Raw genomic sequence first — 13,337 nt, forward strand, 5'->3', positions numbered from 1 at the left:
AACGGGTGAAGGACATCGAGACGGTGACGGCGGAGCCCTTCGCCGGCCGCTATTCCCGCCCGGGCGAAACCGGCAAGGTGGAGTGGGCGATCGCCTGGACCCCGGCCGGGTTCGGCGAGGCCGACGGCTTCCTGCAGTCCTACTGCAACACCGTGCCGACGCCCGAAGGCGGGACGCACGAGGCGGGGCTGCGGGCGGCGCTGACGCGGGGGCTGAAGGCCTACGCCGAACTGACCGGCGAGAAGCGCGGCGGGCTGATCACCGCCGACGACGTGATCGCCCAGGCCGGCGCCCTGGTCAGCGTGTTTGTCGCCAACCCGGAGTTCCAGGGCCAGACCAAGGAGCGGCTATCGTCGGCCGACGCCCAGCGCCTGGTGGAGACGGCCCTGCGCGACCCCTTCGACCACTGGCTGACCGCCCAGCCGAAGGCCGCCACCGCGCTCCTCGAGTTCGTCATCGAGCGCGCCGAGGAGCGCCTGAAGCGCCGCCGCGACAAGGAGGTCGCCCGCGCCTCGGCGACCCGCAAGCTGCGCCTGCCAGGCAAGCTCGCCGACTGTTCATGCGGCAGCGCCGACGGCGCCGAACTGTTCATCGTCGAGGGCGACAGCGCCGGCGGGTCGGCCAAGCAGGCCCGCGACCGCCGCACCCAGGCGATCCTCCCTCTGCGCGGCAAGATCCTCAACGTCGCCCAGGCCACCACCGACAAGGCCGGCGGCAACAAGGAGCTGGCCGACTTGATGCTGGCCCTGGGGGTGCAGGGAAACGGCCGCTATCGCGAGGATGATCTGCGCTATGAGCGGATCATCATCATGACCGACGCCGATGTCGACGGCGCCCATATTCGCACGCTGATCCTGACCTTCTTCTATCGGCAGATGCCGCAGCTGATCGATCGCGGCCATGTGTTCATCGCCCAGGCGCCGCTCTACAAGGTGACCAAGGGCAAATCGACGCAATATTTGAAGGACGAGCGCGCGCTCGAGGATTATCTCATCGACTCGCTGCTCGACGGCGCCACGCTGCGCTGCGGCAATGGCGAAACCCGCGCCGGCAAGGATCTGCGCGCGGCGCTCGAGGACGCGCGCTCGTTCCGCAGCATCATGACCAGCCTGCATTCGCGCTACGACCGCAATGTCGTGGAGCAGACGACGATGGCCGGCGCGCTGCAATCGCCGTCGGACGAAGCGCATGCCAATGCGCAGGCCGCCGAAGTGGCGGATCGTCTCAATGCGATCGCGGAGGAGACCGAGCGCGGCTGGACCGGCGAATTGCGCGAGGGCGGCTATGTCTTCCGCCGCACTTTGCGCAGCGTCGCGCAAGCGGTGACGCTGGATGCGGCGCTGCTCGCCTCGAGCGAGGCGCGCAAGCTGCAGGAGCGCGCGGAGGCCTTGCGCGAGATTTTCTCCGGCCCCGCGGCGCTGACGCGGCGCAGCGACGAGACGCCGCTCTCCGGTCCGCTGGCTCTCTATGACGCAATGGCCGCGCAAGGCCGCAAGGGCCTCACCATCCAGCGCTACAAGGGCCTCGGCGAGATGAACGCCGAGCAATTGTGGGAGACGACGCTCGACCGCGAGGTGCGCTCGCTGTTGCAGGTGAGGGTGAAGGAGGCCGCCGAGGCCGAGGATATTTTCGTGAAGCTGATGGGCGATGTGGTGGAGCCCCGCCGCGAGTTCATCCAGGAGAATGCGCTGAACGTCGCGAATTTGGACGTGTGATGGCCTACGCCTTCACACGCCCCGGAGATCACCGTCGCTCGCATGGCGGAAACGGCGTCAGCTACCGTTCGGCCCTCCGTAAGCGGCGAGACGATGTTCGAAACCCAGACCTACGATAATCCCGCAGTTTTGCCGGCGGCTGCGCGCGAGCACTGGGAATTCATGGAGACGAACTCGGCCGCCGCGGTCATGCAGGCCGTTTGCACAGACGAGTGGAAAGACATAGTCGATGTCCTCTCGACCTATCGGCTGGTTCCGGAATTCTGGCTGAAGGCGGGCGGGAACCGCGGGGACATAGCCGCCCAGATCGACGGTCTGTTTTCCGCGCGCGGCTGGAAAGAAGCCCGTGTCGACCTCGAAACCACGGGCATCCTCTACGACAAGAACAGCAAGGTGATCGGAACGCTGCCGCCGGTAAGGCAGGAAGGCTACCTCGTCGACAACTTCAAGGGCCGCGTCGCCCTCGACGTGGAATGGAATGCGAAGGACGGCAATCTCGACCGGGATCTGGCGTCCTATCGATCGTGGTATGAGGCCGGCGTGATTTCCGCTGCGGTCGTCATCACGAAAGACCGCCCGCGCTTGCTGGCCTTGGCGCGTCGAATTTGGCGAGACTATGAGGCGACGCTTCCCGAGGACGACAGGACCGGCAAGCTTCCCATCGATCTGTCGACGTCCACGGTGACGGCTTTCGACAAAGCGCAAATGCGCGTGCGGCGCGGCGTCATGGGAACATGTCCTGTCCTCATCGTCGCGGCGACCGAGAATACGTGGGACGGGAATCCATACCGTTAGGCGGGAATGCGCTGCCTGCCCCTCGGCCTCATCCGCACATTGGCCTTGTTCAGAAGAGTCCTGACCCGCTGGATCGAATAGCCGGTCTCCTCGGCGAGCTCGCGGACGCTGCTGCCGCCGAAGTAACGGCGGCGGAGCTCGTCCGCCATGGCTGCGGCCACCTCTCCGCCGACATGGGAGTTGGGAACGAGCTCCGGCAACATTGCGCCGCCTTCGTACCCCTTGTGGACCTTGCCTCGAGGCGACATCTCCTCCGGCGATTCATCGCCCCAGACTGTCCAGCCCTTGCGCGGATAACGCGCGAACATCTCGAGATACGGACCGGGCGAGCAGGCTTGGATCAGGTCGTACTGCTCGTCTGGCTTGCGCGAGTGCTCGCGCTTGCGGGTCTCGATCATGTTGACCTGCGACCGGCCGGGCGCGAGCGTGCGCATCGATCCCTTGACGCCGAACAGCAGCAATTCCGTGACGTTTCGAAAATAGAACCCGACGCCGCGTCCGTCCGGTCCGCCGTCCTTCCGCCGCTTCGCCCAAACGATGTTGCTGACGTAGCGGAACCCCCATGCGTGCAGCACGTCGAGGCCGTCGGTGAGCAGCGCGTTCGGCACCCACAGATACAGATGGGCGTTGCGCGCGGTCACGGTGGAGACCGGGAGCGCCTTGATCGCGTCGAGCGACATTGTGGAATAGCGGTCGAGGCGCCGATGCTCCGGAGCGACCTTGCCGGTGCGATTCGAAAACCTCCACGGCGGGTCCGCCAGCACTGTCTGGAACCCACCGGCGATTTTCGGCAGAGGGTCAGGCTGATTTTCCGGGCGGAGGGGTGTGGTGGAGGAATCGCTCATCGTCACGGTATGACATGATTATAGATCTATTTAAAGATCCGTTATCATGCTGTCCTCCGATTAATGGAGGCGGCGACTCGACTCGAGGAACATTCCTGCCACAATCCGCTCTGGAAAACCAGGTTTTCGAGAAATCGGCGACTCATCTCATGGGGAAAGGTACACGAGAGCGTGCATTGCGAAACTCCCTGCGTCAAAATCTGCCGGATCGACGCGCCGACCGGCTTTTGCATCGGCTGCGCGCGGACGATGGCGGAGATCGCCGGCTGGGGCGCCGCCTCCGCGGACGAGCGCAGGCGCATCCTCGCCTCCCTCCCCGCACGGCGCGCGCGCTTGCTGCCCCCGCAAGACGAGCGTCAGGCCTCGCCGCCTTCGTCGTGAGCGAAGACCGCGCTCGCCTCGCTCACAATGGTCATGTGATCGCGCGCCGCCGCGCAGGCCGCCTCGCCATCGCCCGCGAGAATGGCCGCGACGATGAGATCATGCTCGCGCCAGGATTTTTGAAGACGCCCGTCGAGACGAAATTGCGCGCGGCGGAACGGCGCGAGACGGCTGCGCGTTTGTAGCGCCAGATCGCGAATATGCGGCGAATGCGCGCCGCTATAGAGCCGCGCATGAAAATCCGAATTGAACAATTCATACGCCGCCTCCTCGCGGCGCGCGACCAGCTGCGACGCCGCCTGATGCTCGATCTCCATGGCCCGCCGCTCCTTCTGCGTCATCCGCTGCGCGCAGAAGCGCGCGCAGATCGCCTCGAGCTCCGCCATGCTCTCGAACATGGAGGCGAGATGCGCCGGCGAGACGATCGCGACAATGGCGCCGCGATTGGGCCTGCGATCGACGAGGCCCATCGCGCCGAGACGACTCAGCGCCTCGCGCACCGGCGTGCGCGACACTTTGTAACGCTCGGCCAGCGAGACTTCGTCGAGCTTCTCGCCCGGACGCATAACGCCCGTGACGATGCGATCGGAAATGGCGCTCACCATCTGGTCGACGGTCGTCCCCGCGCGAATGAGCTTGCGCTTGCCGCGCGCGGCTTCCTTCGGCTCCGTCCCCTCTATCGCCAAGCGTCCGTCTCCTTTTCCCTCGCGACGCATGAAGCGCGCCAAATTGGTCAATTCCTCGGCACAAACTGCATACACTTGCCGATTTCAAAGGCACCTGGCCCTCCATAAATGGCTATCATAATTGATATATTTAACACTTTAACGCTGGCCTATCAATTGCACGCACTTTTCAGACCAGCGATGATCGACCAAGGCGCGGCCAATGGTCGTCCAAGGGCGAGGAGTGTTTCATGACGCAGAGCGTGATTTTCGACCGACGACGTTTTCTGCAGGGCGCGGCCGCCGGCGCGGCGGCCTCGGCTCTGGGGGCCGGGCCGGCCGCGGCCGCCGCCGCGACGATCGGCTTCATCTATGTCGGGCCCAAGGACGACTACGGCTACAACCAGGCCCATGCGCAGGGCGCGGCGGCCGTGAAGAAGCTGCCGGGCGTCACGGTCGTCGAAGAAGAGCGCGTCCCCGAATCGGTCGAAGTCGTGAAGACGATGGAGTCGATGATCAATCTCGAGGGCGCGGCGCTGCTGTTTCCGACCTCCTTCGGCTATTTCAATCCTTTCGTCGTGCAGGCGGCGAAGAAATATCCGAAGACGCTGTTCCGCCATTGCGGCGGCCTGTGGAGCGACAAGGACCCGAAAAACGCCGGCTCCTATTTCGGCTATATCGGCTCCTGCCAATATTTGAACGGCGTCGTCGCCGGCCATATGACGAAGACCAAGACGCTCGGCTTCGTCGCCGCCAAGCCGATTCCGCAGGTGCTGCTCAACATCAACTCCTTCCTGCTCGGCGCACGCTCCGTCGATCCGTCGATCACCTGCCGCACCATCTTCACCGGCGAGTGGTCGCTCGCCGTCAAGGAGGCGGAGGCGACCAATGCGCTGCTCGACCATGGCGTGGATGTCGTCACCTGCCATGTCGACAGCCCCAAGGTCATCGTGCAGACGGCCGCCGCGCGCGGCGCCTATGTCTGCGGCTATCACGCCGACCAGCGCCCGCTGGCGCCGCAGCGTTATCTCACCGGCGCCGAATGGAACTGGGGCGCCGTCTATGAGATGTATGTGCGGAAATTTCTGGCCGGCGAGCCGCTGCCCAATTTCACGCGCGGCGGATTGGCCGAAGGCTTCGTCAAGACGAGCCCGCTCGGCGCCATGGTGACCGACGCCGCGCGCAAGCAGTTCGAGGCCAAGAAGGCCGAAATGTCGAAGGGCGGCTACGCCATCATCCAGGGCCCGCTGAAAGACAATAAAGGCGCGGTCGTCGTGCCGGCGGGCAAGAAATATATCGAGACCGCCGTCGAGCTCGAGAGCATGAGCTATCTCGTCGAAGGCGTCGTCGGCGCGACATCCTGAGGGCCGAAGCAATGGTCGAAGCGACGAGCGAGATGCGCGCGACGAGAAACGGCTCGCGCTTTGCGCGCGCGGCGATCGCCGGCGTCGCGCGCCGGGCCGAGCCGATCGTCATCGCCTCTGGCGCGCTGATCGCGGGTCTGCTGCTGTTCAGCCTGTTTCTGCTGGCGCTCGGCAAATCGCCGGCGCAATTCTTCGAGCTGATGTGGCGCGGCGGCTTCGGCAGCTGGTTCTCCGCGCAAAACATGCTCACGCGCGCGGCGCCTCTGCTGCTCGCGGGACTCTGCGTCGCGCTGCCGGCGCGGCTCGGCCTCATCGTCATCGGCGGCGAGGGCGCGATCGTGCTCGGCGGTCTCGCGGCGGCGGCGATCGGAACGGCGCTGGAACCGGCGCCGGCGCCGATCGTCATCGCGGCGATGGCGCTCTGCGCAATGCTCGCCGGCGGAGTCTGGATCGGCGCGATCGGCGCGCTGCGCCATTATCGCGCGGTCAATGAGACGATCTCCGGCCTGCTGATGGGCTATATCGCCATCGCGCTGATGAATCATCTGGTCGAGGGACCGCTGCGCGATCCCGCTTCGCTCAACAAGCCCTCGACGACGCCGCTCGCCGAGGCGGTCCGCATCGGCGCCATTCCGGGAACCGATGTGCATTGGGGCCTCGTCGTCGGCGTCGTCGCCTGCTTCATCGCCTGGGCGCTGATCGAAAAGACCACCTGGGGCTTTTCCGCGCGCATCGCCGGCGGCAATCTGCGCGCGGCGCAGATTCAAGGATTGCCGGTCGGCGCGCTGATCACCGGCTTCTGCGCGCTGGCCGGCGCTTTCGCCGGACTCGGCGGCATGATCGAGGTCGCCGCCGTGCAAGGCTCGGCCAACGCCTCGCTGGCGGCGGGCTATGGCTATACCGGCGTGCTCGTCGCCTTTCTGGCGCGGCAAAATCCGCTGGCGATGATCCCGATCGCCATGCTGCTCGGCGGCGTCGCCGCCGCGGGCGGACTCATTCAGCGCCGCATGGATCTGCCAGACGCCACCACTCTGGTGCTGCAGGGGACGATCTTCCTCGTCATTCTGTTCAGCGAGACGCTCTACGGACGCTTCGACATCTTCCACCCCGAGCGCTGGACGAAGGAGCAATGACGATGGAGACGAGCGACATCGGCTATTGGAGCGTTCCGCTCGCGATGATCGGCGGCGCGATCCGCGTCTCGACGCCGTTCATCTTCGTCTCGCTGGGCGAGACGATCACCGAGCGCTCCGGCCGCGTGAACATCGGCCTCGAAGGCATATTGGTGTTCGGCGCCATGTCCGCCTATGCGGTGGCGGTGATGACGGATTCGCCTTGGCTCGGCCTCGCCGCGGCCTTTTGCGCCGGTGTCTGCTTCGGCCTGCTGCATGGCTGGATCTGCAAATTCCCGCGCGTGAACGACATCGCCATCGGCATTGCGCTGATGCTGTTCGGAACCGGCCTCGCCTTTTTCTTCGGCAAGGCTTTCATCCAGCCCTCGGCGCCGCATCTGCCGGCCATCTCGCTCGGCTTCTGGTCGGACAGTCCGCAAATCCGCTCGGCGCTCGACGTCAATGCGCTGTTCATCCTCGGCGGCGCGCTCGCCCTCTTCCTCTCCTACGCCTTCCGCAGCACCAGGATCGGCCTCGTGCTGCGCATCGTCGGCGACAGCTCGGACGCCGCGCGCGCCATGGGGATCGACCCCGACCGCGTGCGGCTGATCGCGACCGGCGTCGGCGGCGGCCTGGCGGCGATCGGCGGCGGCTATCTCTCGCTCTACTACCCCGGCAGCTGGAGCGAGAGCATCTCCTCCGGCCAAGGACTGATGGCCGTGGCGCTCGTCGTCTTCGCGCGTTGGAGCCCGCCCGGATGCTTCCTCGCGGCGCTGCTGTTCGGCGGCGCCGGCGCGCTCGGCCCGGCGCTGCAATCTATCGGCGTCACCCAGGGCTATTACCTCTTCTACGCCGCGCCCTATGCGCTCACCCTCGCGATCATGATCGCGACCTCCTCGCCCGGACGCACGCTCGCCGGCGCGCCCGGCGAATTGTCGATCACGAGATGAACAGGAGACGCCGAACATGAATCAGCGCGCCGCCGTCGCCGAGCGCTTTATCGACGCCGACCCCTATCCCTGGCCGTATAATGGCGCGTTGCGCCCCGACAATACGGCGCTGATCGTCATCGACATGCAGATCGATTTCTGCGGCGCGGGCGGCTATGTCGACGCCATGGGCTATGATCTCGCGCTCGTGCGCGCGCCGATCGAGCCGATCAAATCCGTGCTCGGCGCGATGCGCGCCAAGGGCTATCACATATTCCACACGCGCGAGGGCCACAGGCGCGATCTCGCCGATCTGCCGCCCAACAAGCGCTGGCGCTCGCGCCGCATCAACGCCGGCATCGGCGACCCCGGCCCCTGCGGACGCATATTGGTGCGCGGCGAGCCCGGCTGGGAGATCATCGACGAATTGAAGCCGCTGGACGGCGAGCCGATCATCGACAAGCCCGGCAAGGGCTCCTTCTGCGCCACCGATCTCGAGCTGATCCTGAAGCAGCGCGGCATAGAAAATCTCATTCTCACCGGCATAACGACCGACGTCTGCGTGCATACGACGATGCGCGAGGCCAATGACCGCGGCTTCGAATGCCTGCTGCTCGAAGATTGCTGCGGCGCGACCGACCACGACAATCATCTCGCCGCGGTGAAAATGATCAAAATGCAGGGCGGCGTGTTCGGCGCCGTCTCCGACGCCGCGACTTTCGTCGCGCAGCTTCCTTGAAGGCGGCCGCATGAGAGCGAAAAGCGCGATAGAGGTCGAGGCGCTCGGCATGACGATGCGCTTCGGCGCCTTCACGGCGTTGGACGATGTGTCGATCCGCATTGCGGCGGGCTCGTTCCATGCGCTGCTCGGCGAGAACGGCGCCGGCAAATCGACGCTCGTCAAATGCATGCTCGGCTTCTATCGCCCGACCGAGGGGCAGATGCTGGTCGCCGGACGCGAGGCCGCGATCGAGAGCCCGCGCGACGCGGCCATGCTCGGCCTCGGCATGGTCTATCAGCATTTCACGCTGGCGCCGTCGCTGACCGGCGCCGAAAATCTCGTCATCGCCCGCGACGATGCGCCGATGGCGATCGACTGGCGCAAGGAGCGCGCCGCCCTCGCGCAATTCATGGAGGGCATGCCCTTTCGCGTTCCGCTCGATCAGCCGGTCGGAACGCTCGCGGCCGGCGAGCGGCAAAAGCTCGAGATCTTGAAGCAGCTCTATCTCGGCCGACGCTTTCTGGTGCTCGACGAGCCGACCTCCGTGCTGACGCCCGGCGAGGCGGAGGAGGTTTTGGGCCATGTGCGCGCGCTCGCGCGCAGCGGCGCGCTGACCGTGCTGATGATCTCGCATAAATTCGGCGAGGTCTTCGCATTCGCCGACGAGGCCACAGTGCTGCGCAAGGGGACACGCGCGGGCGGCGGCCCTGTCGGCGCCCATGACCGGCAATCGCTCGCCGCCATGATGATCGGCGAGCAGAAGATCGCCACGCTCGACGCGCGCGCGGGCGTCGCCGCGCAGGCCGACGAAATTCTGGAAATACGCGGATTGCGCGCGCCGGATCGCACGGGGCTGAAGTCGATCGACATCGCCGATCTCGCCGTTCGCGCCGGCGAGATCGTCGGCGTCGCCGGAATATCCGGCAATGGACAAAAGGAGCTGCTCGAGACTCTCGCCGGCCAGCGCCGCATCACCGCAGGAAAGATCCGCGTGAAGGGCGCCCGCTACGATGCGACGCGCAAGGAGATGCGCGACCTCGCCGTGCGCTTCATTCCCGAGGAGCCGCTGCGCAACGCCTGCGCGCCGCAGATGAGCGTCGCCGAAAATCTCGCCTTTCGCAGCTTCGACGTCGATCGCGCCGGCGCGCCGCGTCTGCGCCTCGACGGCCTCGCCATTCGCCGCAACGCAGAAAGTCTGGTGGAGCGCTTCAAGGTGAAGACCGCTTCGCTCGACACGCCGATCGCCGCGCTGTCCGGCGGCAATGTGCAGCGCGCCGTGCTGGCGCGCGAGCTCACCGGCGACGTCGATCTGCTGATCGTCGCCAATCCGTGCTTCGGGCTCGATTTCGCGGCCGTCGCCGACATACGCGCGCGCATCATGCAAGCGCGCAACAAAGGAGCCGCCGTGCTGCTGATCTCGGAAGATTTGGACGAGCTCATCGAGCTCTCCGACCGCATCGTGGTGATGTCGGACGGCGCGATCGTCTATGAGACGCCGATCGCCGCCGCCGATGCGCATGAGATCGGCCGGCATATGGCGGGGCGTCACTGATGGGCGTCATCGCGGCGGAGCCGTTTCCCTTCCCATTCGAAGCACGATCGCTCGCGCTGATCGTCATCGACATGCAGCGCGATTTCATCGAGCGCGGCGGCTTCGGCGAGAGCCTCGGCAATGACGTGGCGCGGCTGCAACGAATCGTGCCGACGACGCGCCGGCTGATCGAAGGCTTTCGCGCCCATGGTCTGCCGATCATCCATACGATGGAATGCCATCGTCCCGATCTCTCCGACTGCCCGCCCGCAAAGCGCGATCGCGGCGCGCCGCTCGCGCGCATCGGCGACGCCGGGCCGATGGGCCGCATATTGATCGCCGGCGAGCCGGGCGCGGCGATCGTGCCGGAGCTCGCGCCAGCGCCGGGCGAGATCGTCATCGAGAAGCCCGGCAAGGGCGCCTTCTATGCGACGCCGTTGCAAGAGACATTGCAGCGGCTCGGCGCGCGCGCGCTCGTCTTCGCCGGAGTCACCACGGAGGTCTGCGTGCAGACGACGATGCGCGAAGCCAATGATCGCGGCTATGACTGCCTGCTCGCCGAGGATGCGACCGAGAGCTATTTCGCCGAGTTCAAGGCCGCGACCCTGGCGATGATCCGCGCGCAAGGCGCGATCGTCGGATGGACCGCGACGACCTCCCACATTCTCGAAGGGCTGCTCAATGGCTGAGCGAGACTACGCCGATCTGCTGACGGGCGGCTGGCGCGCTCTCGCCTTCTCGCCCTTTCGCGAAGGCGTCGAGATCCATTGGCTCGAGCGCGCCGACGACGACGCTCCATCCGTCGCTCTGCTCAAATATGCGCCCGGCGCCTCGGTTCCGCGTCATCGACACGCCGGGCTCGAGACGGTCGTCATTCTCGACGGCGCGCAGAGCGACGAGGACGGCGACTATCGCGCCGGCGCCGTCGTGCTCAACCGACGAGGCAGCGAGCATTCCGTCTGGTCGAGCGAAGGATGCGTGGCGCTGATCGTCTGGATGAAGCCCGTCGTGATGCTGGGAGCGTGAGGATGACATTGCGCTTCGATCTGGAGAGCCTCCATGAGGCCTATGCCGCCGGCCTTTCGCCGCGCGCGGTGATCGAGGCCGCCTATGCGCGCCTCGAATCCGTGGCCGATCCGGGGATTTTCATCCATCTCGCGCCGATCGAGCCGCTGCTGCGCGAGGCGGAAGCGCTCGGCGCTTTCGATCCGGTCGCGCGGCCGCTGTGGGGCGTTCCCTTCGCGGTCAAGGACAATATCGATGTCGCCGGAATGCCGACGACGGCGGCCTGTCCCGCCTTCTCGCGCATCGCTGGCGAGGACGCGACCGTCGTCGCAATGTTGAAGCGCGCCGGGGCGCTCTGCCTCGGCAAGACCAATATGGATCAGTTCGCGACCGGCCTCGTCGGCGTCAGAACGCCCTATCCCGTTCCGCGCAACGCTATCGATCCGCGGCTTGCGCCGGGCGGCTCCTCCTCGGGCTCGGCGGTCGCCGTCGCGCATGGAATCGTTTCTTTCGCGCTCGGCACCGACACGGCGGGCTCGGGCCGCATTCCCGCCGGACTCAACAATATCGTCGGACTGAAGCCGACCGTCGGCGCGCTCTCGACGACCGGCGTCGTCCCCGCTTGCCGCTCGCTCGACTGCGTCTCCATTTTCGCGCTCACCGTCGACGACGCCTATCGCGTCTTTCAAATCGCCGCCGCGCCGGACGCGAGCGACCCCTGGTCGAAAGCGGTTCCCGTTCTCCCGCTCGGCGCGCGTCCGCCGACCTTGCGTCTCGGCGTTCCCGCGCGAGCCGAGCGGCGCTTCTTCGGCGACGATACGATGGAAGCGGCCTATGAGGCGACGCTCGCGCGCCTCGAGCGCCTCGGCTGCCGCATCGTCGAATTGCCCTTCGGCGATTTTCACGCCGTCGCCGCCCTGCTCTATCAGAGCGCCTTCGTCGCCGAGCGCTACGCCGCCATTCGCGGCTTTCTGGAGCGCAATGAATCGGCGCTGCATCCGGTGACGCGCGAGATCGTCATGGGCGCGCGGGAGTTCTCGGCGGCCGACGCATTCGAGAGCCTCTATGCGCTGAAGCGCCTCACCCGAAACATCGAGCCGCTGCTGGCGTCCGTCGATCTCCTCTGCATCCCGACCGCGCCCGGCCTCTGCACGCTGGCCGATGTCGCGGCGGAGCCGATCGCGGCCAATACGCGGCTCGGGACCTATACGAATTTCGTCAATCTGCTCGATCTCTGCGGAATGGCGGTTCCCGCCGGCGCGCTGCCGAGCGGCGCGCCGATGAGCGTCACGCTTCTCGGCCCGGCGAAAGCCGATGCGCTCGCCGCCGCGCTGGCGCGCGATCTCCACGCCGCGAGCAATGAGACGCTCGGCGCGACCGGCTGGCGGCTTCGCTCACAATGCGCGACGGCGCCCGCGTCGGACGACCGCATCGAGCTCGCCGTCGTCGGCGCGCATCTCTCCGGCATGCCGCTCAATGGCGAGCTGCGCGCGCTCGGCGCGCGCTTCCTGCGCGAAACACGCACAGCGAGCGGCTATCGACTGTTTGCGCTGGCCGGACAAACGCCGCCCAAGCCCGGCCTGCTGCGCGACGCGACCGGGCGCGGCGCGGTGGAGGTCGAAGTCTGGTCGCTCGATCGCGCGGCTTTCGGCGCCTTTGTCGCCGCCGTTCCGTCGCCGCTCTGCATCGGCGCGCTGCGCCTCGCCGACGGCTCGTCGCCCAAGGGCTTTCTCGTCGAGCCCGCGGCCCTCGCCGGCGCGGAAGACATAACGTCCTTCGGCGGATGGCGCGCCTTCGTCGCGAAGCATAGAGGCCCGATGTGAGCCCGCGCACATTGGGGATTGGCGTCCCCTTGCCAAAGTCGGAAGGTTTATCCTATAGCTCCTCCCACTTGCTGGCGGGCGGACGTATAGACGGGACCTGCGCGCTCGATCTGATCGAGCCCATTTTCGAGAAGTCGCTTCCCTCTCTGGATCCGCGCCGCCAAATCATCCCTCGACCGAAAGGCGAGACATGACGAAAATTCTTCCTGTCATAATGTGCGGCGGGGCGGGCACGCGCGTATGGCCCGAATCACGGGAAAGCCTCCCGAAACAGTTTATTCCGCTCATCGGCGAAAAATCGACCTTTCAGACCACTATCGAGACGCTGGCGGACGAGGCTTTCGAGAGGCCCGTCGTCATCACCAACGCCGATTATCGCTTCCTCGTCACCGATCAGCTGCGTGAGATCGGCGCCGGCGCCGATATCGTCCTCGAGCCGACGCGGCGCGAT

At 66.4% G+C, this 13,337-nt stretch carries 14 protein-coding genes; 12 read left to right on the plus strand and 2 right to left on the minus strand.

Annotated features, from left to right (window positions below; translation table 11 throughout):
- Positions 1 to 1,715: toprim domain-containing protein (locus VIF40_RS13245; protein WP_331937983.1), on the plus strand; the 1,715-nt coding region annotated here is incomplete at its 5' end.
- Positions 1,716 to 1,757: 42 nt separating this feature from the next.
- Positions 1,758 to 2,510 (plus strand): BglII/BstYI family type II restriction endonuclease, encoded by a 753-nt coding sequence (locus VIF40_RS13250; protein ID WP_331937984.1) that lies wholly within the window; start codon positions 1,758 to 1,760, stop codon positions 2,508 to 2,510.
- On the opposite strand, the gene VIF40_RS13255 is transcribed toward VIF40_RS13250, so the two are convergent.
- Complete coding sequence (locus VIF40_RS13255) at positions 2,507 to 3,355, minus strand: MT-A70 family methyltransferase (protein WP_331937985.1); 849 nt, start codon at positions 3,353 to 3,355, stop codon at positions 2,507 to 2,509. The genes VIF40_RS13250 and VIF40_RS13255 overlap by 4 nt on opposite strands.
- A gap of 63 nt (positions 3,356 to 3,418) precedes the next feature.
- Between VIF40_RS13255 and VIF40_RS13260 the strand changes: the two genes are divergently transcribed.
- Positions 3,419 to 3,736, plus strand: a complete 318-nt coding sequence (locus tag VIF40_RS13260) for a DUF1289 domain-containing protein (RefSeq protein WP_414684805.1) — start codon at positions 3,419 to 3,421, stop codon at positions 3,734 to 3,736.
- Here VIF40_RS13260 and VIF40_RS13265 read toward each other — a convergent pair.
- The gene (locus tag VIF40_RS13265; RefSeq protein ID WP_414684806.1) at positions 3,712 to 4,341 is read right to left on the minus strand and encodes a GntR family transcriptional regulator; all 630 of its coding nucleotides are present in this window, start codon (positions 4,339 to 4,341) and stop codon (positions 3,712 to 3,714) included. The genes VIF40_RS13260 and VIF40_RS13265 overlap by 25 nt on opposite strands.
- Before the next feature lie 311 nt (positions 4,342 to 4,652).
- Here VIF40_RS13265 and VIF40_RS13270 point away from each other — a divergent pair, with 311 nt between their 5' ends.
- The 9 genes from VIF40_RS13270 to VIF40_RS13310 all read left to right on the plus strand — a co-directional run.
- Positions 4,653 to 5,765 (plus strand): BMP family ABC transporter substrate-binding protein, encoded by a 1,113-nt coding sequence (locus VIF40_RS13270; RefSeq protein ID WP_331937988.1) that lies wholly within the window; start codon positions 4,653 to 4,655, stop codon positions 5,763 to 5,765.
- Positions 5,766 to 5,797: 32 nt separating this feature from the next.
- The gene (locus tag VIF40_RS13275; RefSeq protein ID WP_414684807.1) at positions 5,798 to 6,898 is read left to right on the plus strand and encodes an ABC transporter permease; all 1,101 of its coding nucleotides are present in this window, start codon (positions 5,798 to 5,800) and stop codon (positions 6,896 to 6,898) included.
- 2 nt (positions 6,899 to 6,900) lie between these two features.
- Positions 6,901 to 7,827, plus strand: coding sequence for an ABC transporter permease (locus VIF40_RS13280; RefSeq protein ID WP_331937990.1), 927 nt, complete (start codon positions 6,901 to 6,903; stop codon positions 7,825 to 7,827).
- A 16-nt stretch (positions 7,828 to 7,843) separates the two neighbouring features.
- Positions 7,844 to 8,545 (plus strand): isochorismatase family cysteine hydrolase, encoded by a 702-nt coding sequence (locus VIF40_RS13285; RefSeq protein ID WP_331937991.1) that lies wholly within the window; start codon positions 7,844 to 7,846, stop codon positions 8,543 to 8,545.
- 10 nt (positions 8,546 to 8,555) lie between these two features.
- Complete coding sequence (locus VIF40_RS13290) at positions 8,556 to 10,079, plus strand: ABC transporter ATP-binding protein (RefSeq protein WP_331937992.1); 1,524 nt, start codon at positions 8,556 to 8,558, stop codon at positions 10,077 to 10,079.
- Complete coding sequence (locus tag VIF40_RS13295) at positions 10,079 to 10,747, plus strand: cysteine hydrolase (RefSeq protein WP_331937993.1); 669 nt, start codon at positions 10,079 to 10,081, stop codon at positions 10,745 to 10,747. The genes VIF40_RS13290 and VIF40_RS13295 overlap by 1 nt, the downstream gene beginning before the upstream one ends.
- The gene (locus tag VIF40_RS13300; protein WP_331937994.1) at positions 10,740 to 11,084 is read left to right on the plus strand and encodes a cupin domain-containing protein; all 345 of its coding nucleotides are present in this window, start codon (positions 10,740 to 10,742) and stop codon (positions 11,082 to 11,084) included. The genes VIF40_RS13295 and VIF40_RS13300 overlap by 8 nt, the downstream gene beginning before the upstream one ends.
- 2 nt (positions 11,085 to 11,086) lie before the next feature.
- Positions 11,087 to 12,886 carry an allophanate hydrolase gene (gene atzF / locus VIF40_RS13305; RefSeq protein WP_331937995.1) on the plus strand — a complete coding sequence of 600 codons (1,800 nt, stop codon included), beginning with the start codon at positions 11,087 to 11,089 and terminating at the stop codon, positions 12,884 to 12,886.
- A 190-nt stretch (positions 12,887 to 13,076) separates the two neighbouring features.
- A partial coding sequence (locus VIF40_RS13310; RefSeq protein ID WP_331936669.1) for a sugar phosphate nucleotidyltransferase occupies positions 13,077 to 13,337 on the plus strand: 261 nt, incomplete at its 3' end.

The sequence above is a fragment of the Methylosinus sp. genome (genome assembly GCF_036560965.1).
In the GTDB taxonomy this organism is placed as follows: domain Bacteria; phylum Pseudomonadota; class Alphaproteobacteria; order Rhizobiales; family Beijerinckiaceae; genus Methylosinus.

Excerpts from the sequence above, each read along its gene's own strand:
- VIF40_RS13250 (WP_331937984.1), top strand. The coding sequence starts at position 1,758 with ATGGCGGAAACGGCGTCAGCTACCGTTCGGCCCTCCGTAAGCGGCGAG.
- VIF40_RS13255 (WP_331937985.1), bottom strand. The coding sequence starts at position 3,355 with ATGAGCGATTCCTCCACCACACCCCTCCGCCCGGAAAATCAGCCTGAC.
- VIF40_RS13260 (WP_414684805.1), top strand. The coding sequence starts at position 3,419 with ATGGAGGCGGCGACTCGACTCGAGGAACATTCCTGCCACAATCCGCTC.
- VIF40_RS13265 (WP_414684806.1), bottom strand. The coding sequence starts at position 4,341 with ATGGTGAGCGCCATTTCCGATCGCATCGTCACGGGCGTTATGCGTCCG.
- VIF40_RS13270 (WP_331937988.1), top strand. The coding sequence starts at position 4,653 with ATGACGCAGAGCGTGATTTTCGACCGACGACGTTTTCTGCAGGGCGCG.
- VIF40_RS13275 (WP_414684807.1), top strand. The coding sequence starts at position 5,798 with ATGCGCGCGACGAGAAACGGCTCGCGCTTTGCGCGCGCGGCGATCGCC.
- VIF40_RS13280 (WP_331937990.1), top strand. The coding sequence starts at position 6,901 with ATGGAGACGAGCGACATCGGCTATTGGAGCGTTCCGCTCGCGATGATC.
- VIF40_RS13285 (WP_331937991.1), top strand. The coding sequence starts at position 7,844 with ATGAATCAGCGCGCCGCCGTCGCCGAGCGCTTTATCGACGCCGACCCC.
- VIF40_RS13290 (WP_331937992.1), top strand. The coding sequence starts at position 8,556 with ATGAGAGCGAAAAGCGCGATAGAGGTCGAGGCGCTCGGCATGACGATG.
- VIF40_RS13295 (WP_331937993.1), top strand. The coding sequence starts at position 10,079 with ATGGGCGTCATCGCGGCGGAGCCGTTTCCCTTCCCATTCGAAGCACGA.
- VIF40_RS13300 (WP_331937994.1), top strand. The coding sequence starts at position 10,740 with ATGGCTGAGCGAGACTACGCCGATCTGCTGACGGGCGGCTGGCGCGCT.
- atzF (WP_331937995.1), top strand. The coding sequence starts at position 11,087 with ATGACATTGCGCTTCGATCTGGAGAGCCTCCATGAGGCCTATGCCGCC.